Raw genomic sequence first — 19,853 nt, 5'->3', positions numbered from 1 at the left:
GGTTTGCGCTGGGTGAGACGACGCCGGGCACGTTACCCTTGCCAGTGGAGGTGACGCCGATGTTCGTCCGCATCCTTTGCTGCACGATGCTCCTCGGGCTTGCTGCACCAGCGACTGCGCAGACCCGCACACCAAGCCACTGCATCGCCATCGCAGATGCTGCGCCGGGGATCGAGATGATCTGGCGCGCGGGCTGGGGCTATCCGTTGCCGGAAGAGACTGTCCGGCTCTCCTATGTCGGGCATTCGACCTATTTCATCGAGACCTCCGGCGGCCTCTCCGTCGCGACCGATTACACCGGGATCCTCGGTGCCGCCGACGTGGTGCCGGACGTGGTGACGATGAACCACGCCCATTCCTCGCACTGGACCTCCGCGCCCGACGAGCGCATTGCGCATGTGCTTCAGGGCTGGGATTATACAGGCGAACCTGCGGACCATCATCTCGACCTTGGCGAGATGCTGATCCGCAACGTCCCGACTGATATCCGGGGGTTCGCCGGCACTGTCGAGCCCTCTGGCAATTCGATCTTCGTCTTCGAGGTCGCGGGTCTCTGCATCGGCCATCTCGGCCATCTCCATCATGAACCGACACCGGAGCAATACGCGGCCCTTGGCCGGCTCGACGTGGTTATGGCGCCGGTCGATGGAGGCATGACCCTCGACTTGCCGACGATGATCCGGGTCCTGAAGCGCCTGCGCTCCTCCATCGTCCTGCCGATGCACTGGTTCGGGCCGGAGGGGCTCGCGCGGTTCCTGCGCGGCATGGAGGAGGAGTTCGTCATCGACATCCGGCGCGAAAGTGGGATCGAGATCTCGCTTCGTACGCTCCCGTCCCGGCCCACCGTGATCGCACTTGCGCCGCAGGGGCTCGATTGACCCCTTGCGGGCCGCGCGCCCACCGTGCTTCATCGGGCCATGCTGAACCCCGCAGATGCCGCTTTCGCCGAAACGCTCGCCGCCCGCCTTCCGGAGGGCACGATCGGCCCCGCCGAACCGCGATACCTTGAGGAACCGCGCCGCAGGGCGGCAACACCGGCGGCGCTTCTCGCGCGGCCCCGCTCGACCGCCGAGGTGGCGGAGATCGTGCGCACCTGTGCGGCCGAACGGGTCGGACTCATCCCTTGGGGCGGTGGCACCGGGCTGGTTCTCGGGCAGGTCATGCCCGAAGGGCCCGCACCACTCATCCTGTCGCTGGAACGCATGGCGGCCTTGCGCGGCATCTGGCCCGAAGAGGGGCTGATGATCGCCGAGGCCGGCATGACGCTGGCCGACGCGCAGGCCGCGGCGGAGGGCGCGGGGCGGCTTTTTCCGCTGTCGCTCGCCTCGGAAGGCACGGCGCGGATCGGCGGCAATCTTGCCACCAATGCCGGCGGCGTCGCGGTCCTGCGCTACGGAAATGCGCGCGAGCTTTGCCTCGGGGTGGAGGCGGTGCTGGCCGATGGTTCGGTCTTTCACGGGCTGAAGCGGCTCAGGAAGGACAATACCGGCTACGATCTGAAGGACTTGCTCATCGGCTCCGAAGGCACGCTCGGGGTGATCATCGCCGCGACGCTCAGGCTCTTCCCGCGCCCCGCCGGGGTGGGGACCGCAATGTTGGCGGTCGCGGGTCCGGCGGCGGCGTTGCGGCTTCTGACGATCGCGCAGGAGCGGACTGGCGGCAACGTGACGAGCTTCGAGCTGATCAGCGGGCAGGGGCTGAGATTCCTCGACGAAACCATGCCGGAGCTGCGTCAACCCTTCGCCGACCGTCCCGAATGGTCGGTTCTGGCCGAGATCGGCCTGCCACCCGGTCTCGATCCCGAGACGGTTCTGGGCGAGATCTACGAGGCGGCCGAGGCAGAGGCCCTGGTCGTTGATGCGGTGATCGCGTCCGGCGAGGGTCAGCGCCGGGCGCTCTGGGACCTGCGAGAGAACCTGCCCGAGGGCAACCGGCGTATCGGCGCGGTGGTGTCGCACGACATCTCCCTGCCGCTCAGCGAAATCGCGGGGTTCCTCGACCGCGCGGGACCGGCGGTCGCGGCGCTCGGGCCGTTTCGGATCAACTGTTTCGGCCATCTCGGCGACGGCAACCTGCATTACAACGTCTTCCCGCCGAAAGGCGGCCGGGCCGCCGACCATGCCGGCAAGGCCGGTGAGATCACGCGCGTCGTCCATGATCTCGTTCACGAACTTGGCGGTTCGGTCAGCGCCGAACATGGCATCGGGAGGGCCAAGGTCGGGGATCTCGAGCGCTACGGCGACCCTGCGAAACTGGCCGCGATGCGGGCGCTGAAGGCGGCGCTCGACCCCTTGGGCATCCTCAATCCCGGCGCGGTTCTGCGGGGCTGAACGGGAAACCCCGCCGGTTGGAGCGACCGGCGGGGCAGGAGCAATGAACCGTTTCACATGTTGCAAGCATGGTCCGGACGAACCGGACAGGGTCACGTCTAGGCGCGAATCCTTACCGCCGCGTTAAATCCGTGCTCATGCCCCCTCGAATTCGCACAAGACATGCACATTCATCCCGAGCGCCTCCAGGAGCTTTCGCCCGCCCAGTTCTGGCAGGTCGACGACGAAGGCGCAGCCGACGACCTCTGCCCCGAGCCGTTCGCAAAGCCTGATCCCCGCCTCGCAGGTCCCGCCCGTGGCCAGCAAGTCATCGACAATCAACACTTTTTCGCCCGGCTGAAGCGCGTCGTCATGGACCTCCATCACCGCCTCGCCATATTCGAGCTTGTAGGCTTGCGAGATCACCGCGCCCGGCAGCTTGCCCTTCTTGCGGATCGGCACGAAGCCCTTGGTCAACTGATGCGCGATGGCCCCGCCGAGGATGAACCCCCGCGCCTCGAGCCCCACGACCTTGTCGATTTTCATCCCCGCATAGGGGTGCAGAAGCTGGTCGATGGCCATCCGGAACCCGCGCGCATCGGCGAAAAGCGTGGTCACGTCGCGGAACAGGATCCCCTCGTGCGGGAAGTCGGGAATCGTGCGGATGTAGTCCTTGACGGTCTTCTGCATGGGGCCCCCGGTCGGTCGTTCCGAAGGGTTGGTAGCATGGGGACAGGGCCCCGCAAACCCGCTCCGGGGCGTCGGTTTGCCGTAGGGACCGCGTAGGAGCCTCGTAGGTTTTCCGTAGCTACAGAGCGTGCGGGGCGTTCACGGTGCGGCGCCGGGCCGGTTCCGCTTGTCTGCGGCGGCAAAGCGGTTAAGGTCTTTTCAACCAATAAGAGCGCGACTGGGCGCGACCGGACAGGGGCGGGCAGGCCGATGAGCAATCACCTTTACTACGGCGACAACCTGAAGGTGCTGCGCGACAGCATCCGGGACGAGAGCGTGGACCTGATCTACCTCGACCCGCCCTTCAATTCGAACGCCTCCTACAACGTCCTGTTCAAGGGGCCGTCGGGCAACGAGTCCGCCGCCCAGACCGAGGCCTTCGACGGCACCTGGCACTAGAACGACTCAGCGGAAGCGGCGTTCCAAGACGTGCTGCGGTCGGGCAACGGGGCGGCGGCCGAGATGCTGCGCGCGATGCGGTCGTTCCTGGGCGAGAACGACATGATGGCCTATCTCGCCATGATAGCGGTGCGGCTGATCGAACTGCACCGGGTGCTGAAGCCGACCGGGAGCCTTTACCTGCACTGCGAAGTTAGAGCCTAGGAACTGAAAAGATCAGGCCGCGTATGACTTTACTGTCGTCCACATCAATTCGACAGACAGCTTCGAAACGTGCATTCGCGACAGTGCGCTTAAAGTCGTCCGACATCTGCTCAAGTTCGGCTGTCTCTTCTACGGTTGGCGGATCGCACCACGACCAGACATCCTTGAACCACGGTTGAACCTCAAACGGAAAGCCGAGGTATTTGCGTTCTCGATTTGCTACTGAGAGGGACCTAAAATACCTCGGTGCATCATCGCCAGACATATCTGGAACGTCAGCATCCAAGACGATCGCCCTAAAGCCGTTCCTGAAGGAGAGAGTATAAGCCCCCACTGGAAGCTCAGGAAGACTCATGAACCCGGCACGAAAAAAATCGTATGAATAGTATGATGCAAAACCAACTATACTGAGAGCTGCAGCCCGTCTTATCCATCGGTTCATATGATTCCTAAGTCGCTTGTTCTTGTAATTAATAACGCGGTTCTTATTTCAGTCACCGTATGTGCGGTCAACTTCCACAACCCAATAATCCAATGACGTTGTCCTCTACCCGTTCTGCTGCTGCGGCACCACCGTCCATGCCGCCGAGAAGCTGGGCCGCCAGTGGGTCGGCATCGACGTCACCCACCTCGCCATCGGCCTGATCGAAAAGCGGCTGCGCGACGCCTTCCCGAAGGTTCAATTCACCACCCACGGCGTGCCGCAGGACCTTGCCGGGGCGCGGGACATGGCCAACCGGGGCCGGACCGACAAGAACTATTATTTCGAGTTCGAGAAATGGGCTCTTTCCCTCATCAACGCGCAGCCCGGCAACCTGTCGAAAAAGGGCGCCGACAAGGGGATCGACGGCAATATCTATTTCGGCAAGACAAGCCGCGCCTTGGTCTCCGTCAAGGCGGGCGACAATGTCTCGGTCGCGATGATCCGCGACCTGCGCGGCGTGATCGAGCGCGAGAAGGCCGAGACCGGCGTGTTCCTGACGCTGACCGAACCGACCAAGCCCATGGTGGCCGAGGCCGCCGCCGCCGGTCAGTATGAGTCCGATGACGCCGCCCCGGTGCCGCGCGTGCAGATCGTGACGGTGGAAGAGGCGCTGCGCCTGCGCGACCGCGCGGTGCAGATTCCGCTGCGCCGGTCCGACACGTTCAAGAAGGCCGCGCGGGAAGAGGATAAGGGCGCGCAGGGGAAACTGGACCTCTGACCGCCTGTCGTTTTCGGTATATCGGCGCAGGCGGGCAACAGTCATGCGTTCACCACGGGGCTTTCGGGTTTCGCGGCCGGAGAAATGCCGTTAAGGGGACGGTCCGACCAGACAATCCCCGAGGTTCCGATGTCCCGATCCGTGCTGGCGGCTGCCGCCGCCGCCGTCTCGCCGCCCCATGCGCCGGCTTTCCCGATGTCGCTCGGTGCCTTGCGGACCGAGCTTTTGTCGGGGCTCACGGTGGCGCTGGCACTGGTGCCCGAGGCGGTGGCCTTTGCCTTCGTGGCGGGGGTGCATCCGATGGTGGGGCTGCATGCGGCCTTCATGGTCGGGCTCATCACCGCGCTGATCGGGGGGCGGCCGGGGATGATCTCGGGCGCGACGGGGGCCTTGGCGGTGGTGATGGTGTCGCTGGTGGCGGATCACGGGGTCGAATACCTTTTCGCGACGGTGATCCTGATGGGGCTGATCCAGATCGCGGCGGGGGTTCTGAGGTTGGGGAAGTTCATCCGCCTCGTGCCGCATCCGGTGATGCTCGGCTTCGTCAACGGCCTCGCCATCGTGATCGGGCTGGCGCAGCTCGAGCATTTCCGCATCGCGGGCCCGGACGGGGCGCATCACTGGATGGCAGGGGGAACGCTCGCGCTGATGCTGGCGCTGACGGCGGCGACGATGGCGGTGATCTGGGTGATGCCGCGGATCACCCGCGCGGTGCCGGCGCCCCTGGCCGGGATCGCGGTGGTGGCGGCGCTGGTCATCGGTTTCGGGATCGAGGTGCCGCGGGTGGGCGACCTCGCCTCGATCAGGGGGAGCCTGCCGGAATTCGGAATCCCCTCGGTGCCCGTCACCTTCGGGACGCTGAGGATCATCCTTCCCTATGCGGTCATCCTTGCCGCGATCGGGTTGATCGAGAGCCTGCTGACGCTGAACCTCGTCGGCGAGATCACCGGCAAGCGCGGCGGCGCGAGCCAGGAATGCGTGGCGCAAGGCGTGGCCAACACCGTGACCGGATTCTTCGGCGGCATGGGCGGCTGCGCGATGATCGGCCAGTCGATGATCAACGTCACCTCGGGCGGGCGCACACGGGTCGCGGCGGTGGCGGCGGCTTTGTTCCTGCTGTCCTTCATCCTCTTCGCGGCGCCCCTGATCGAGCAGGTGCCGGTGGCGGCGCTCGTCGGCGTGATGCTGATGGTGGTGATCGGCACCTTCGCCTGGCAGAGCTTCCGCGTTCTCTTGCGGGTGCCGCGCACCGATGCGGTGGTGATCGTGCTGGTCACGGCGGTGACGGTGGCGACGGATCTCGCCACGGCGGTGGTGGCGGGCGTCATCATCTCTGCACTCGCCTATGCCTGGCAGAACGCGCGGCGCATCCATGCGCGGGTGACGGTGGGAGAGGACGGAGCCAGGGTCTATGCGGTCGAGGGGCCCTTGTTCTTCGGGTCGGCGGCGGGATTCGCCGAGCTGTTCGCGCCCGAGGCGGACCCCGAGCGGGTCGTCGTCGATTTCGCCCAGAGCCGGGTCGCGGACCAGTCGGCGCTGGCCGCGATCGAGGCGCTGGCCGCGCGGTATGACGCGCTTGGCAAGACGCTGGTCCTGCGCCACCTCAGCCGCGACTGCCACCAGTTGTTGCAGCGCGCCGGGCAACTGATGGAAGACAGCGCCGACGACCCGGACTATGCGCTGGCGGCGGACTACACCGTGCGCGGCGGGCTGTTCGGGGGGCATTGAGGCGGCCGGCGCCGATTTCCGCGCTCCGGGCGCGGGGCCTTCACGTCGTGTCGCGGTTCCCGGCCCGGTTGACCGCGAGAACCGCTGCGGCGTAGTCCCCGAGGGATATGCCCCTGAACGCAAAGGCCGCCGGTCGTCCGCACGGTCCGACGTCGACCGATCCTGAAACCAGGTCCGTCAGATCCCCCGTGATCTGATCGTAGGGAAGCATCGGCTTGTCGCTTTCGGCCTCCTGCCGACGGTCGTCCACGATGACGGTTCCGAAGGCGGTCATGCTGTCGGGGATCCAGGGAAGGCAGGCATCGGTGATCGCGGCGAAGGCCGTCGGCTTCAGCCAGCGGGCGTCGAGGAAGGGGTCGATCGTGTAGTCGAGGGTGACGGACGACACCACGAGATCGGCGTCGCGCAAGGCGTCTTCGGGGCGGGCGCAGACCTCGGCCTCGAGACCGATCGCGCGCGCGTGCCGGCAGAGCTTGTCGATATTGGCCCGCCCGCGTCCGTATGCCCGGATGTGTTTCAGGGCGAAGAGGTCCGCGAAGGCGTCAAGATGGGAATGGGCCTGTACGCCTGTCCCGACGAAGGCCACCGTCTCGGCACCGGGATCCGCAAGGCGGCGGGCCGCGACCGCCGACAAGGCCGCGGTCCGGACGGCTGTGATCCAGTTCGCCCCCAGAACGGCCCGTAAGAGCCCGGTCCGGGCGTCGAGGACCATGATGGCCCCGTTGATCGCGGGAAGGCCCCGGCCGGGGTTTTCCGGACAGACCGTGACCTGCTTGACCACGATGAAGCCGTCGTCACCAACCGCGAGCGTGGACATCGCGTAGCGTCCGCCGCCGGGCAGGATGGCCGTCTTCGGCGCGGTATGGAGCCGCCCTTCGGCCTTGGCAATCAGCGCGGCCTCGATCGCATCAGCGACCTCGGACGGCTGGATGTCGAGCGCTTCGAGCTGTGTATCGGACAGGTAGAGCGGTTGGTCGGTGCCTGTCATCGCATCGTCTTTCAATCGGGCGGCCTACTTCTCGCTCGGCCGGATCATCTCGAAAACCTCGGTCACGACGGAATAATCGCGGTAGCCGCCGCGGGCGAGGGGCTGGAAGCGGGTGACGTCGAAGCGGCCTTCGACAAGACAGTCGTCGCGTAAGTGAATGCCCTTCACCTCGCCGATGACGAGGTGGTTGTTGTCGCCGCGAAGCCGCACGATCTGCACGACCTCGCATTCGAAACAGGCGGGGGCGTCGGCGACGCGGGGGCAGGGGATCGTCCGGCATTCGGCCTTGGCCACGCCGGCGAGCACGAATTCGTCGGTGCCGGGCGGGTAGGCGCCCGAGGTCAGGTTCATCTTGTCGCGCGCGGCGTATTCAACGGTCGAGACGGAAAAGACGCCGGTTTCCTCGATGTTTCGCAGCGAATCCTTGCGCGCGGTGGAGGAGAACATGACCTGCGGCGGGGTATAGGCGACGCCGTTGAAGAAGGAATAGGGCGCGAGGTTGTCGCCTTCGCTCCCGCGCGTGCCGACCCAGGCGATGGGGCGGGGGTTGATGACCGCGTTGAAGGGGTTGTGCGGCAGGCCGTGGCCTTCTTCGGGTCGGTAGAACATGAGCCTCTCATTCGGTTTGAACCGATCCTGCCCCCATGTTAGGGGCGAATTCCAGCGGATTCGAAGGGGAACGGCGCTTGTACAGGCTCGAGGAGGAGACCGAGGCCGACTGGTGGGAGGTCGAGGCGCTCTATGACCTCTGCTTCGCGCCGGGGCGGACGGCGCTTTCGTCCTACCGTCTTCGCGACGGGGTGCCGAAGGTGAAGGACCTCTGCCATGTGCTGCGCGATGGCGACGGTATCCTCGCCGCCGTGATCCGCTACTGGCCGGCCCAGGTGGCGGGCAAGCGCATCCTGCTTCTCGGTCCCGTGGCGGTCCATCCGACCCGGCAGGGCGAAGGGCTGGGCGGCCTTCTCATCCGCGAAAGCCTCGCCGAGGCGGCGCGGATCGGCTGGGAGCGGGTGCTGCTGGTGGGCGACGCGCCCTATTACCGGCGGTTCGGCTTCAAGAAGCTCGACGGGGTCGAGATGCCGCCGCCGACCAACCCGGAGCGGGTTCTCGGCCTCGCGCTCAGGCCCGGTGCGTGGGACGGTGTGACGGGGCCGGTCGAAAAGGCGGCGTGAGCCGCCAGATTGCAGCGCCGCGCGGCAGTACTTATCTTTCCAGCATGACAGAGGTTTCGAACCTTCCCGTGCCCGACCCGGCCACGTCGGTCGCGGCCAAAGGCAGTCCGGGGGGCGTGCTGCCCCCCGAGGTCCAGGCCGAGATCGCGGCGCTGGCGCGGCGTCTTGCCCGCGCGAACGGCCCGGTGATGCGGGTGATGAACCGGGTCGGCGGCGGGATCGAAACCCGGCTTGCCGCGCTGCCGCTCGGGGTGCGTCGGGTGCTCGACAGCGGGACGGCGGAGCTTCTGGAGCGCGCCTACCGGACGGCCGGCGTGGTCGGCGCTCATCCCCGCGCGCCGGATGTGGGTGCATGGGGCCACCATGTCGCGGTGGCCACCGGCGGCGCACTCGGCGGCTTCGGCGGGATCGGCTCGGCCGTGATCGAGCTGCCGGCAACGGTCACGCTATTCTTCTCGGCGATGCAGAAGGTGGCGGGCCAGCATGGCTTCGACCCGCGCGCTGACGCGACGCGGTTGACCTGCCTCGAAATCTTCGGGGCGGGCGGCCCGCTGGCGGATGACGACGGGGTCAACACGAGCTTCCTGGGCGCGCGGATGGCGATGAACGGGGCGACCGTCCAGGCGGTGATCCAGAAGGTCGCGCCGGCACTCGCCGCCGTTCTCGGCCGCAAGCTGGCGAGCCAGGCCGTGCCGGTTCTCGGCGCGGCGGCGGGCGCGGGGATCAACCTCGCATTCCTGGGGTATTACCGCGACATGGCGCATGTGCGCTTCGGGTTGATGCGGCTCGAACGGCAGCACGGCGCCGAAGCGATCGAAACCGAGTTTCGCGCGGCGCTGGCGCGGCCTGTCGGCGACTGAGCGACGGCGGGCCGGCGCGTCTGGTCAGATATCCTGCCGGGCGAGCCAGTCCATGACCGCGGCCCGGACGTTCAGGGAGCCTTCGGCGCAATCCGCGTCGATCACCTGCCGCAACTCTGTCAGGTCGACACGCCGGATCAGGTGCTTGACCGGACCGATCGAGGCCGGGCGCATGGAGAGCGTCCGGACGCCGAGGGCCGCGAGGCAGAGCGCCTCGACCGGCCGGCCGGCATCCTCGCCGCAGAATGACAGCGGCGTGCGGGTCTCCGCGCAGCGGGCGACGATGTGCGAGATGAAGCACAGGAAGCTCGTGTTGAGGAGGTCGTAGCGGCGGCGGACCTGTTCGTTTTCCCGATCGGCGGCGAAGAAGAACTGCTTGAGGTCGTTGCCGCCGATGGAGATGAAGTCGCAAAGCTCGAAGAACGCCTTCGGCGCATAGGCGAGCGAGGGCGTTTCCAGCATCGCGCCGATCTCAAGCGCGCTGGGCAGGATGCGGCCGAGCTGGCGTTCGCGCTGGATCGCGTCGAGAAGCATCTGGCGGGCGCGGCGGAACTCGTCCATCTCGGCCACGAAGGGGAACATGACCGTCAGGGGCCGGCCGTTCGCGGCCCGGATCAGCGCCTGAAGCTGCATCCGCATGACGCCGGGCTTGTCGAGGCCGACGCGGATCGCGCGCCAGCCCATCGCCGGGTTCGGCTCGTCCACCCGCTTCATGTAGGGCAGGACCTTGTCCGACCCGATGTCGAGCGTGCGGAACGCCACGCGCTTGCCCTTCGCGGCGTCCATCACGCTTGAATAGATCGTGGCCAGTTCGGCGCGCTTCGGAACGTGGCTGCGGATGAGGAACTGCAGTTCGGTGCGGAACAGCCCCACGCCCTCGGCCCCGGAGCCCACCAGCGACGGCAGGTCGGCCATCAGCCCGGCATTCATGTGAAGCGCGATCGTGGTGCCGCATTTCGCGGTCGCGGGCAGGTCGCGTAAGCTGGCGTAGCGGGTCTGCGCGGCGGCCTGCATCGCGATCTTGTCGCGGAAGGCGGCCGCAACGGTGTCTTCGGGCCGCAGGTGCACGATGCCCTGATCGCCGTCGACGAGGATGTGGTCGCCGTTCAGCGCCTCGGTCGTGATCCGGTCGGCATGGATGACGAGCGGGATGACGAGCGCGCGGGCGACGATGGCGGCGTGGGAGCCGACGGACCCTTCCTCCAGCACCACGCCCTTGAGCTTGCGGCCATAGTCCAGAAGCTCTGCCGGGCCGATATTGCGCGCGACGAGGATCGGGTTGTCGGGCATCTCGGCCCCGGTATCGGCCCCTTGTCCCGTGAGAATGCGCAAAAGCCGGTTCGACAGGTCGTCAAGGTCATGGAGCCGGTCGCGGAGATAGGGGTCGGGCACGGTCTCCAGGCGCGCGCGGGCGGCCGACTGTTCCTTTTCCACCGCCGCCTCGGCCGACAGGCCGCGGGCGATGTCCTCTTCCATGCGCCGCATCCAGCCGCGGGAATTGGCGAACATCCGGTAGGCTTCGAGAACCTGGCTCTGTTCCTTGTCCTGTCCGTCGGTCATGGTCAGCATCGCGTCGACCGAGAGGCGAAGCTGGTCGACCGCGGCATTGAGACGGGCAAGTTCCTTCTTCGGGTCGTCGCCCACCAGGTTGGTGATCACGACGCGCGGCTCGTGCAGCCAGACGCGGCCCTCGGCCGAGCCTTCCTGCCCGGTGGCGCCACGGTAGAGAACCGGCTGCTGGTGCAGCGCCGACAGCGCCTCCCCCTCTCCGACGAAGGCGCCGAGTTCGGTCATCTCGGCCAGCACCATCGCCACGACTTCGAGCGCATAGACCTCGTCGTCGGAGAACTGGCGGGCGCTCTTCGACTGGACGACGACAACGCCGAGCTTTTCGCCCAGCCGCTGGATCGGCACGCCGAGGAAGGAGGAATAGATCTCCTCCCCGGTTTCCGGCATGTAGCGGAACCCCTTTTCGGCGGGGGCGTCGCCGGTATTGACCGGGGACGAGGTCTTGGCGACGCGGCCGACCAGGCCCTCGCCGATCCGCATCCGGGTCTTGTGCACCGATTCCTTCTTCAGGCCCTCGGTCGCGCACAATTCCAGCGTGTCGTCGTCGCGGAAGAGGTAGATCGAACAGACCTCGCAATGCATCGAGTCGGCGATGATATGCGTGATGCGGTCAAGCCGCTCCTGGCCCGCGCCGGGTTCGGCGAGCAGGTCGCGCAAGCGGCGGAGCAGCTTGCGGCTTTCACTTTCGCTCCGTTCGGCCATGTGTCGTCCGGATATCTTTCGCTGTGGCGGCGCCCCTGTGGCCCTGTGTAGACCACAAGCCGGGCGCCGAGTGAATTGTTTTTGAGTAAGGCGGACCTGCGGATTCCCTCGGGGCTGATCGGGACGGCAATCCGTCCAAAAGTTCGGCAGCATGAAATAAACGACCGTCCGGCCACGCCGGTGCCCGTCCCGGGCGCCGTAAGAGGGCGGTCCTCTCAGGCGGCCTTGTCGAGACCGAAGGCGTCATGAAGCGCCTGCACGGCAAGCTCCAGGTACTTCCGGTCGATCAGGACCGAGACCTTGATTTCGGACGTTGCAATGACCTTGATGTTGATGTTCTCGGCCGCGAGCGCCTTGAACATCTTCGAGGCCACGCCGGATTGCGAACGCATGCCGATGCCGACGACAGAAACCTTGGCGACCTCGGTATCGACGACCAGATCGTCATAATTGATCGTTCCGGCGGCGCGGGCATCTTCCATCGCCTTCTTCGCGCGGGCGACCTGATTGACCGGGCACGAGAAGGTCATGTCGGTGACGGCGACGGTGTGGCCCTCGTAGTCCTTTTCCGAAATGTTCTGGACGATCATGTCGACGTTGATTCCGGCTTCGGCGAGGGGGCCGAAGATCGCGGCGGCGATGCCGGGGCGGTCCTCGACCGTCACCAGCGTGATCTTGGCTTCGTCGCGGCTGTAGGCGACACCAGAGACGGCTTTCGATTCCATGATTTCCTCCTCGTCGCAGACCAGGGTTCCGGAGTTGTCGTCGGTATCCTCGAACGAGGATAGCACCCGCAGGCGCACCTTGTAGCGCATGGCGAGCTCGACCGAGCGGGTTTGCAGCACCTTCGCGCCGAGCGAGGCAAGCTCCAGCATCTCCTCGAAGGCGATCCTGTCGAGCTTGCGGGCCTTGTCGGTGATGCGCGGATCGGTCGTGTAGATGCCATCCACGTCGGTGTAGATGTCGCAGCGTTCTGCGCCGAAGGCGGCGGCGAAGGCGACGGCCGTCGTGTCGGACCCGCCCCGCCCGAGCGTGGTGATGCGGCCCTCGTCGGAAACGCCCTGAAAGCCCGCGACGACGGCGACCTTGAAACCTTCGGCGAACTTGGCATCGATATTGGTGCGCGGGATGTCGACGAAGCGGGCGGCGGAATGGGCCGATGTCGTCCGGATCGGCACCTGCCAGCCTTGCCAGCTGCGCGCGGGCACGCCCATTTCCTGCAGCCTGAGGGCCATGAGGCCCGCGGTCACATTTTCACCCGAGGCCACGACCGCGTCGTATTCGCGCGCATCGTAAAGGTGCGAGGTCGTCTCGACCCAGCCGACGAGTTCGTTGGTCTTGCCGGACATGGCCGAGACGATGACGATGACGTCGTAACCGCGCTCGACCTCGCGCTTGACCTTCGCGGCGGCATTGGCGATGCGGTCGAGGTCGGCCACCGAGGTGCCGCCGAATTTCATCACGAGAAGCGGCATCCGGCCCCCCTGTCGCGCCCGAGTCCAAGTCGCGCGCTTCTTATGCGGCGATGGCGCCAAGGGCAAGGGGCGAGACGGAGGCGATCAAAGCGGAATCGCCGCGCCGCGCCAATCCTCGTAGCAGCCCGTGGTCGCGAGAGAGAGGGCGTCGAACCGGGCCAGGAGCCCGGCGGCGGACGCGGCCGGCGTGACATCGCCGCCGGCGCCGCCGAGATCGGTGTGGACCCAGCCGGGGTGATAGATGCCGACCGCGATGCCCGACGGTTTCAGATCCGTGGCGAGGTTGCGCCCGATATTGACCGCCGCCGCCTTGGAGGCGCGGTAGATGTAACTTCCGCCAGGCGCGAGCGCCTGCGAGCCCATGCGCGACGAGATGATCGCAACCTTTCCCTTCGCCGCGCGGAGATTGGGCAAGAGTGCCTGCGCCGTCAGGAAGACGCCGGTGACATTGACCGCGAAGGTTTCGGCCCAGGCCTCGGCCGGGTAGCCGGAGGCGAGGTCCGCGCCCTTGTCGAGATAGACCCCGGCATTGCAGACGAGCAGTTCGAGAGGCGCGTCGCCGAAGGCCGATGCGAAGGCGCGCACCGATGCCGGCTCCGTCACGTCGAGGCGGAGCCAGCCCGGCCCCCCGGGCATCCCGCGCGTCGTCCCCGTGACCCGCTCGCCCCGCGCCGCCGCCGCCTCGAAGAGCGCCCTGCCGATACCCCGGTTCGCCCCGGTGACGATGATGCGCATGGTCTCTCCTTCTTCTGTTCGGCAAATACTCTCGGGGGTGAATGCGCGCATCCGCGCGCAGAGGGGGCAGACGGCCCCCTTTCCTTCAGTCGGCGCCGTCAGTTGGTCTTGCGCGCCGGCAGGAACGGAAGCGGTGCCACGGGCACGCCGTCCTCGATCAGCTTCCGGGCCTCGTCCGCCCGCGCCTCGCCGTAGATCGAGCGTTCCGGCGCCTCGCCGTCATGGATCGCGCGGGCCTCGGCGGCGAAGTTCATGCCGACATAGTCGGAGTTTTCCTCGATCTGGCGCCGCATCGCGGCCAGCGCCATCTCGGCCGGGTTCTGCGGGGTCGTGAGCGGCTTGGCGGCGGGCTCCGTCGACTGGCGCGCGGGGCGCACTGACGGCGCCATCAGGGTTTTCGCCACCTTGTCCGACCCGCAGACGGCGCAGGCGACCAAGCCGGAGGCGGCGAGGCGGTCGAAGGCCTCGGCCGACTGGAACCAGCTTTCGAAGCCGTGATCGTTGGCGCAGGTCAAAGCGTAGCGGATCATCGCGTCATCCTAGGGACTACCCGCTCTATGTGGGCAGAACCGCGCCGAAATCAAGCGGTTCCGCCATCCGCATCGGCGAGTTTCGCGGGATCGAAACCGGCGAGGATCGTTCTCAATTCCGGCTCGGCCACCTTGCGCGCGGCCTTCTTCGGGCTCATCCAGCGCCGTTCGCGCTGGCCGCGTTCGGGAAAGTTGGCCTTCAGCCGTGCGACCTCGACCGGGTAGACAGAAACGACGCAAGGTTGCAGCGACTTGTCGTCCATCACCTTGTCATAGGAAAAGAGCCCCACGATCCCTGCGACCCGCCGGCCTTCGACCCCGGCCTCCTCGAACGCTTCCTGGAGCGCGCATTCCGCGCCGGACTTGCCCTTCATCGGCCAGCCTTTCGGAATGACCCAGCGCCCGGTGTCGCGGCTGGTGACCAAAAGCACCTCGGCCCCGCGTTTCTTGGTGACGCGAAAACAGAGCGCCGCGTTCTGTGCCATCGCCTCCGTCGGGGCGGTCTTGCCTTCTTCCATCTTTTTCATGGGCCGCCCGGTACCCGTCATGGGCCCGGCTCCTGTGTCGAAACCTGCTCTTTGCTTCCCGTTCTTGCGTGGGAATAGTGAAAATCTAACATGCCGGCCGGGAATTTTCCAGCGTCATGGCCGGGGCGTTCCGCCCGACAGGATGGTCCGGAACCAGTCCGTGTCGATATTTCCGCCCGACAGGATCAGCCCGACCCGCCGGCCGCGCATCGCGCCCTTCTCCTGCATCAACGCGGCGAGCGCGGCCGCGCCCGCGCCTTCGGCGACATTGTGGGTCGCGGTGAAACAGAGCCGCACGGCCGCGGCGATTTCGTCCTCGCCGACCGCGACGATGCGGGCGGCGCCCGGCCCGTAAATGTCGAGGGCCGCCTGCACCGGCACCCGGACCGCCATGCCGTCGGCGAAGGTGCGGGCGGCGTTGGTCTCGGTCAGCCGTCCGGCCTCGACCGAGAGCTTCGCGCCCGCCGCCTCGGCCGAGACGACGCCGATCACCTCGGTCGCAAGCCCGAGCGCGTCGCGGGCGGCGATCACGCCGCAGATGCCCGACCCGCAGCCGATCGGTACATAGACCGCGTCGAGGGGCGGCGCGGCGCGGAAAAACTCCAGCGCGTAGGTCGCGACCCCGCGCACGAGTTCGCGGTGGAAGGGCGGGACCGGGAAGAGACCTTCCGCCGCCGCTGCGCGCATCGCCTCGTCCTTCGCGGTGTCGAAATCTTCGCCATGTTCGCGCAGGTCGGCGCCGAACGCCCGCATCGCGGCGTTCTTCTCGACGGAGTTGCCCTTCGGCACGTAGACGACGGCGCGCAGCCCGGCACGGGTCGCCGCCCGCGCCTGGGCCTGCCCGTGATTGCCGCGCGTCGCGGTGATGATGCCGGGGCAGTCGGGATGGGCGCGGCGGAGCCAGTCGATGAAGGTGATCGCGCCGCGCGCCTTGAAGGCGCCGATCGGCCCGTGGTTCTCGTGCTTGACCCAGACACCGGCGCCGGTCGCGCTGGAGAGCAGCGGCCATTCGTATTGCGGCGTGGGGTCCATGTGCTGGTGCACGAGGCGGGCGGCCGCCTCCAGCTCGTCAAGCGTGAACTGCATGGTCGGGTCCTTCCGGTGTCTGGGCGAGCGCCGCGATCCCGGTCGCGTCGGCAAGGGCGGCGAGGAATGCGTCGATGGCGTCCGAGGCGCCAAAGCCCGCGAGCGCCGCGCGGGCGGCCCCGGTTTGTTTGGCCTGGAGCGCGGGGTCGGCGAGGGCGCGGATCGCGGTAGCAAGGCTCGCGGCATCGCGCACCTCGGTCGCGCCGCCGGCGGCGATGAGGGCCGCATAGGCCGGCGCGGCGTTCGAGACATGCGGTCCGGTGAGGATCGCGGAGCCGTGGGCGGCCGGTTCGAACGGCGTATGCCCGCCCCGGTCGATCAGCGAGCCGCCGACGAAGGTGACCCCGGCACCGGCATACCAGCGATCCATCTCGCCCAGCGTATCGGCGAGGTAGACCGGCGTCCCGGCCTCGGGGTCCGCGCCACGCGAGCGCGTGGCGAAGGCGAGGCCGTGCTTGCGGATCGCCGCCTCGACCTCGTCGCGACGGCGGGGATGGCGGGGGGCGAGGACGAGATGAAGGTCGGGCAGGTCGGCCCGGGCCGCCGCGAAGGCGTCGAGCACGATCTCTTCCTCGCCCTCGTGGGTCGAGGCGGCGAGGATCGTGTGGGCGCGCGGGAAAGGGAGCGGCGCCGCGTCTGACGCGGCGGCGGCGGATTTCAGGACCATCGCCGGTCCGATGCGGTCCGGGGCAAGGCCCAGGTCGGTGAAGCGGGTCCGCGAGTCTTCGTCCTGCGGGGCGAGCCAGGTGATGCTCTTCATCAGGCGGCGGGCGAGACCGGGAAGGCGCGACCAGAAACGGTGGCTGCGCGCGCTCATCCTCGCGCCGATGACGAAGACCGGCAGGCCGTGCGCGGCAGAGGTCACCAAACGCTCCGGCCAGAGTTCGTTTTCGACGATGACGAGGGCGGAGGGGCGCCAGAGGTCGAGGAAGCGGTTGAGGACGGGGCGCAGGTCGACCGGGGCGAGGCGCGCCTCGATCCGGGGATCGCCCCAGCCGGCGACGAGATCGCGGCCCGTGGACGTGTTGCAGGTGACGAGGAGACGGAGGTCGGACGCGCGGTCGAGAAGGCTGCGGAGCGCGCCGCGGGCCGAGGTGAGTTCGCCGTTCGAGGCCGCATGGACCCAGATGCGCCGCGCCGGAGCGGGCTCTGGTCGGTCGAGGAGCCAGCGTTCGTCCAGCGCCCTGTCCCCGCGCCCGGTCCACAACCGCCACAAGAGGCGCAGCGCGAGCCACGGCCAGAGGAGCAGGGAGAGGATCAGGCGATAGAGGATCATGGTTCCGCTGATGTCGCACAGGCGGAGGGGGCGCGGCAAGCCGGGCCGGGTTGCGCCCGGGCCTTGTCGGGGGCGATCCGAGGCGGGGCCGTCCCGGACCCGCCAAGCCTGTTCGGGTGACGAAGACGCTCAGCCGCCGGGGGGCGTTGGCAGCGTTCGCCCATGCTCCTTCGCGCGTTGGATGCCGACCAGCGTCACGGTGCCGGGGATCAGGGCGATCACAGCCAGCCTCCGATGATGCGCTGGTGGAGTGCGTTGAAACCGATGCGGTAGGACAGCTCTGCCGGATGCGCGACATCCCAGACCGCGAGGTCGGCGCGGAAGCCCGGCGCGATCATGCCGCGATCCGAAAGACCGAGGGCCCGCGCGGCGTTGCGCGTGGTTCCCGCCAGCGCCTCGTCCGGTGTCATGCGAAAGAGCGTGCAGGCCATGTTCATCGCCAGAAGGAGCGAGTTCATGGGCGAGGTGCCGGGGTTGAGGTCGGTGGCGACGGCCATCGGCACGCCGTGCGTCCGCAAGAGGCCGACGGGCGGGCTTTGGGTCTCGCGCAGCGTGTAGAAGGCGCCGGGCAGGATCACGGCGACGGTGCCGGCCTTCTTCATGGCCACGACGCCCGCATCGTCGAGATATTCGAGGTGATCCGCCGAGAGCGCGCCGTAGCGGGCGGCAAGCGCCGCGCTGCCGAGGTTGGAGAGCTGTTCGGCATGGAGCTTCACCGGCAGGCCGAGCGCCTTCGCCGCGTCGAAGACCTTGGTGATCTGGGCCGGCGTGAAGGCGATGCCTTCGCAAAAACCATCGACCGCGTCGACGAGGCCCTCGGCATGGGCGGCCTTCAGCGTCGGCAGGCAGACCTCGTCGAGATAGGCGTCGGCGCGGTTCCGGTACTCGGGCGGCACGGCATGGGCGCCGAGGAAGCTGGTCACGACCTCGATGGGGCGGAGCGCGGCGAGGCGGCGCGCGGCGCGCAGCATGGTGAGTTCGGTCTCGATATCGAGGCCGTAGCCGGACTTGATCTCGACCGTGGAGACTCCTTCGGCGATCAGCGCGTCGATTCGCGGCAGGGCGGCGGCGATCAGCTCTTCCTCGCTGGCCGCGCGTGTCGCGCGGACGGTGGAGACGATGCCGCCGCCGGCGCGGGCGATCTCTTCGTAGCTCGCGCCCTTCAGGCGCATCTCGAACTCGCCCGCGCGGTCGCCGCCGTGGACGAGATGCGTGTGGCAGTCGATGAGCGCCGGCGTGACGAGGCGGCCGCCGAGATCGTGGTGCGGGAAGGCGGCGGTCGCGGCGGGGATCTCGTCCGCCGCTCCGGCCCAGAGGATGCCGTCGGGGGTCAGCGCCACGGCCGCATCCTCGATCAGCCCGTAGGGTTCGGGGCCGGACATCGTCGCGGCGCGGCAGTTCACGAGAAGGACATTCGGCTGGCGCATGGGGAGAGTCCGGCGAAAACGGTTGAGAACTCGATCATATGTCAGTCCGGATAATATGCCTAGACATAACGGCGGGGAATGATGTTCGCGAAGCGGGCGTTACGTGCCGTCAGGCCAGCTGAAGGTTGTGCGGGACTGAGCCGAAGGATTGCCGGCACCGTCGGGCGCCTCCGGCGGCGGTCTTCGGGCAGCGGGAAGATCAGGTCGGGATTTGTTCGAAAATCACGAGGATAGCCGGGAATATGGTGGTGGCTTGCGCGGTTCCATGTTCGAAAAATCCGACTGCGCCCGGCGGGATCGCGGTGCCGTCGACGACGGCTCGGGGGCCTGTCGCGAGGATCGCGTAGCGACGGCCGGGGACGGGTGGGCTTTCGTGGCGCTCGGTTCCGTCAAGGATCCGGACCGAGGCGGCGATCCGTTCGGGATCGTGAATCACGTTGAGATCGCGGACCGGCCCGGCGATGCGCCGGCAGTTTACCGGCAGGTCGCCGGAAAAGCCGGTGGGCGTGAAGGGCAGGGCGTCAAGCCGACCCTCCGGCGTGTCGAGGTGGAGCCCGGCGCCCTCGATCACGGTGAGGATGCGGGCAAGGCCCGGGAAGGCAGAGAACGGGCCGTCGGAGGCGACCTCGGCGACCGAAAGACGCCAGAGGAGGCGGTCGCCGGCGTCCTCGCGCGCGATTTCGTGGGTGACGCCGCCGCCGTTCTTCCACGGCTGGGTGCGGAAGGCGGAGGCGGGAATAATGTGCATGGCGCGGCCTTTTCGTTGGGCTAGAGGTCGATATGATCAGACAAATAACAGATTCCCGGGTTCCGTCCAGACGGCAAGCAGATGCCACGGAGACGACCGGCTATTTCGACGTGACGGCAGGAATTCTGCACCGCGTCAACCTTGCCGCCCTTCCTGAGGCGATAGTGCGGATTTCATGCCTGGCCAA

20 protein-coding genes are annotated in these 19,853 nt (G+C 67.6%); 8 read left to right on the top strand and 12 right to left on the bottom strand.

Annotation, left to right across the window (positions count from 1 at the left end):
* The first annotated feature begins 59 nt into the window (after nucleotides 1–59).
* A complete protein-coding gene (locus V5734_RS18310) occupies nucleotides 60–878 on the top strand; it encodes an MBL fold metallo-hydrolase (RefSeq protein WP_347311042.1) in 819 nt (272 codons plus the stop codon).
* Nucleotides 879–917: 39 nt separating this feature from the next.
* A complete protein-coding gene (locus V5734_RS18305; RefSeq protein WP_347311041.1) occupies nucleotides 918–2,330 on the top strand; it encodes an FAD-binding oxidoreductase in 1,413 nt (470 codons plus the stop codon).
* Between the two features lie 135 nt (nucleotides 2,331–2,465).
* On the opposite strand, the gene V5734_RS18300 is transcribed toward V5734_RS18305, so the two are convergent.
* Nucleotides 2,466–2,999: an adenine phosphoribosyltransferase gene (locus V5734_RS18300; RefSeq protein WP_347311040.1), complete on the bottom strand. Its 534-nt coding sequence runs from the start codon at nucleotides 2,997–2,999 to the stop codon at nucleotides 2,466–2,468.
* 249 nt (nucleotides 3,000–3,248) lie between these two features.
* Between V5734_RS18300 and V5734_RS18295 the strand changes: the two genes are divergently transcribed.
* The 4 genes from V5734_RS18295 to V5734_RS18280 all read left to right on the top strand — a co-directional run bounded on the left by V5734_RS18295 (nucleotide 3,249) and on the right by V5734_RS18280 (nucleotide 6,571).
* Nucleotides 3,249–3,437: a hypothetical protein gene (locus V5734_RS18295; RefSeq protein WP_347311039.1), complete on the top strand. Its 189-nt coding sequence runs from the start codon at nucleotides 3,249–3,251 to the stop codon at nucleotides 3,435–3,437.
* Between the two features lie 30 nt (nucleotides 3,438–3,467).
* A complete protein-coding gene (locus tag V5734_RS18290) occupies nucleotides 3,468–3,641 on the top strand; it encodes a hypothetical protein (protein WP_347311038.1) in 174 nt (57 codons plus the stop codon).
* Nucleotides 3,642–4,369: 728 nt separating this feature from the next.
* Nucleotides 4,370–4,843: a restriction endonuclease gene (locus V5734_RS18285; protein ID WP_347311037.1), complete on the top strand. Its 474-nt coding sequence runs from the start codon at nucleotides 4,370–4,372 to the stop codon at nucleotides 4,841–4,843.
* A 129-nt stretch (nucleotides 4,844–4,972) separates the two neighbouring features.
* Nucleotides 4,973–6,571, top strand: coding sequence for a SulP family inorganic anion transporter (locus tag V5734_RS18280; protein ID WP_347311036.1), 1,599 nt, complete (start codon nucleotides 4,973–4,975; stop codon nucleotides 6,569–6,571).
* Between the two features lie 40 nt (nucleotides 6,572–6,611).
* Here V5734_RS18280 and V5734_RS18275 read toward each other — a convergent pair whose 3' ends face one another.
* Both V5734_RS18275 and V5734_RS18270 read right to left on the bottom strand, forming a co-directional pair.
* On the bottom strand, nucleotides 6,612–7,559 hold the full coding sequence (locus V5734_RS18275; protein WP_347311035.1) for an ornithine cyclodeaminase family protein: 948 nt from the start codon (nucleotides 7,557–7,559) through the stop codon (nucleotides 6,612–6,614).
* Nucleotides 7,560–7,583: 24 nt separating this feature from the next.
* Nucleotides 7,584–8,168: a flavin reductase family protein gene (locus tag V5734_RS18270; protein ID WP_347311034.1), complete on the bottom strand. Its 585-nt coding sequence runs from the start codon at nucleotides 8,166–8,168 to the stop codon at nucleotides 7,584–7,586.
* A gap of 77 nt (nucleotides 8,169–8,245) precedes the next feature.
* On the opposite strand from V5734_RS18270, the gene V5734_RS18265 reads away from it, so the two are divergent.
* Both V5734_RS18265 and V5734_RS18260 read left to right on the top strand, forming a co-directional pair.
* Nucleotides 8,246–8,731, top strand: a complete 486-nt coding sequence (locus tag V5734_RS18265; protein ID WP_347311033.1) for a GNAT family N-acetyltransferase — start codon at nucleotides 8,246–8,248, stop codon at nucleotides 8,729–8,731.
* Between the two features lie 44 nt (nucleotides 8,732–8,775).
* A complete protein-coding gene (locus V5734_RS18260) occupies nucleotides 8,776–9,591 on the top strand; it encodes an EcsC family protein (protein WP_347311032.1) in 816 nt (271 codons plus the stop codon).
* Nucleotides 9,592–9,615: 24 nt separating this feature from the next.
* On the opposite strand, the gene ptsP is transcribed toward V5734_RS18260, so the two are convergent.
* The 9 genes from ptsP to V5734_RS18215 form a co-directional block, all read right to left on the bottom strand.
* Entirely contained in the window at nucleotides 9,616–11,862 is a 2,247-nt protein-coding gene (gene ptsP, locus V5734_RS18255) for a phosphoenolpyruvate--protein phosphotransferase (protein WP_347311031.1), read from the bottom strand.
* A gap of 215 nt (nucleotides 11,863–12,077) precedes the next feature.
* Nucleotides 12,078–13,337, bottom strand: a complete 1,260-nt coding sequence (locus V5734_RS18250; protein ID WP_347311030.1) for an aspartate kinase — start codon at nucleotides 13,335–13,337, stop codon at nucleotides 12,078–12,080.
* A gap of 84 nt (nucleotides 13,338–13,421) precedes the next feature.
* On the bottom strand, nucleotides 13,422–14,072 hold the full coding sequence (locus V5734_RS18245) for an SDR family NAD(P)-dependent oxidoreductase (protein ID WP_347311029.1): 651 nt from the start codon (nucleotides 14,070–14,072) through the stop codon (nucleotides 13,422–13,424).
* Between the two features lie 98 nt (nucleotides 14,073–14,170).
* Entirely contained in the window at nucleotides 14,171–14,602 is a 432-nt protein-coding gene (locus V5734_RS18240) for a DUF1178 family protein (protein ID WP_347311028.1), read from the bottom strand.
* A gap of 50 nt (nucleotides 14,603–14,652) precedes the next feature.
* On the bottom strand, nucleotides 14,653–15,129 hold the full coding sequence (locus V5734_RS18235; RefSeq protein ID WP_347311027.1) for an NUDIX hydrolase: 477 nt from the start codon (nucleotides 15,127–15,129) through the stop codon (nucleotides 14,653–14,655).
* Nucleotides 15,130–15,243: 114 nt separating this feature from the next.
* Nucleotides 15,244–16,215: a threonine dehydratase gene (locus V5734_RS18230; RefSeq protein WP_347311026.1), complete on the bottom strand. Its 972-nt coding sequence runs from the start codon at nucleotides 16,213–16,215 to the stop codon at nucleotides 15,244–15,246.
* Nucleotides 16,199–17,491 (bottom strand): 3-deoxy-D-manno-octulosonic acid transferase, encoded by a 1,293-nt coding sequence (locus V5734_RS18225; RefSeq protein WP_347311025.1) that lies wholly within the window; start codon nucleotides 17,489–17,491, stop codon nucleotides 16,199–16,201. The genes V5734_RS18230 and V5734_RS18225 overlap by 17 nt, the downstream gene beginning before the upstream one ends.
* A gap of 218 nt (nucleotides 17,492–17,709) precedes the next feature.
* Nucleotides 17,710–18,918, bottom strand: coding sequence for an imidazolonepropionase (gene hutI / locus V5734_RS18220; RefSeq protein WP_347311024.1), 1,209 nt, complete (start codon nucleotides 18,916–18,918; stop codon nucleotides 17,710–17,712).
* A 199-nt stretch (nucleotides 18,919–19,117) separates the two neighbouring features.
* Nucleotides 19,118–19,666, bottom strand: a complete 549-nt coding sequence (locus tag V5734_RS18215; protein WP_347311023.1) for a HutD/Ves family protein — start codon at nucleotides 19,664–19,666, stop codon at nucleotides 19,118–19,120.
* Nucleotides 19,667–19,853 lie beyond the last annotated feature (187 nt).

It is taken from the genome of Defluviimonas sp. SAOS-178_SWC (assembly GCF_039830135.1).
GTDB lineage: Bacteria > Pseudomonadota > Alphaproteobacteria > Rhodobacterales > Rhodobacteraceae > Albidovulum.
Note: the sequence above shows the minus strand (reverse complement) of the source record. Positions and strands in the feature narration are given on the sequence as shown.

Bases quoted from the DNA above. Each gene is read 5' to 3' on its own strand.
- V5734_RS18310 (WP_347311042.1), top strand. From the start codon at position 60: ATGTTCGTCCGCATCCTTTGCTGCACGATGCTCCTCGGGCTTGCTGCA.
- V5734_RS18305 (WP_347311041.1), top strand. From the start codon at position 918: ATGCTGAACCCCGCAGATGCCGCTTTCGCCGAAACGCTCGCCGCCCGC.
- V5734_RS18300 (WP_347311040.1), bottom strand. From the start codon at position 2,999: ATGCAGAAGACCGTCAAGGACTACATCCGCACGATTCCCGACTTCCCG.
- V5734_RS18295 (WP_347311039.1), top strand. From the start codon at position 3,249: ATGAGCAATCACCTTTACTACGGCGACAACCTGAAGGTGCTGCGCGAC.
- V5734_RS18285 (WP_347311037.1), top strand. From the start codon at position 4,370: ATGGCCAACCGGGGCCGGACCGACAAGAACTATTATTTCGAGTTCGAG.
- V5734_RS18280 (WP_347311036.1), top strand. From the start codon at position 4,973: ATGTCCCGATCCGTGCTGGCGGCTGCCGCCGCCGCCGTCTCGCCGCCC.
- V5734_RS18275 (WP_347311035.1), bottom strand. From the start codon at position 7,559: ATGACAGGCACCGACCAACCGCTCTACCTGTCCGATACACAGCTCGAA.
- V5734_RS18270 (WP_347311034.1), bottom strand. From the start codon at position 8,168: ATGTTCTACCGACCCGAAGAAGGCCACGGCCTGCCGCACAACCCCTTC.
- V5734_RS18260 (WP_347311032.1), top strand. From the start codon at position 8,776: ATGACAGAGGTTTCGAACCTTCCCGTGCCCGACCCGGCCACGTCGGTC.
- ptsP (WP_347311031.1), bottom strand. From the start codon at position 11,862: ATGGCCGAACGGAGCGAAAGTGAAAGCCGCAAGCTGCTCCGCCGCTTG.
- V5734_RS18250 (WP_347311030.1), bottom strand. From the start codon at position 13,337: ATGCCGCTTCTCGTGATGAAATTCGGCGGCACCTCGGTGGCCGACCTC.
- V5734_RS18245 (WP_347311029.1), bottom strand. From the start codon at position 14,072: ATGCGCATCATCGTCACCGGGGCGAACCGGGGTATCGGCAGGGCGCTC.
- V5734_RS18240 (WP_347311028.1), bottom strand. From the start codon at position 14,602: ATGATCCGCTACGCTTTGACCTGCGCCAACGATCACGGCTTCGAAAGC.
- V5734_RS18235 (WP_347311027.1), bottom strand. From the start codon at position 15,129: ATGAAAAAGATGGAAGAAGGCAAGACCGCCCCGACGGAGGCGATGGCA.
- V5734_RS18230 (WP_347311026.1), bottom strand. From the start codon at position 16,215: ATGCAGTTCACGCTTGACGAGCTGGAGGCGGCCGCCCGCCTCGTGCAC.
- V5734_RS18225 (WP_347311025.1), bottom strand. From the start codon at position 17,491: ATGATCCTCTATCGCCTGATCCTCTCCCTGCTCCTCTGGCCGTGGCTC.
- hutI (WP_347311024.1), bottom strand. From the start codon at position 18,918: ATGCGCCAGCCGAATGTCCTTCTCGTGAACTGCCGCGCCGCGACGATG.
- V5734_RS18215 (WP_347311023.1), bottom strand. From the start codon at position 19,666: ATGCACATTATTCCCGCCTCCGCCTTCCGCACCCAGCCGTGGAAGAAC.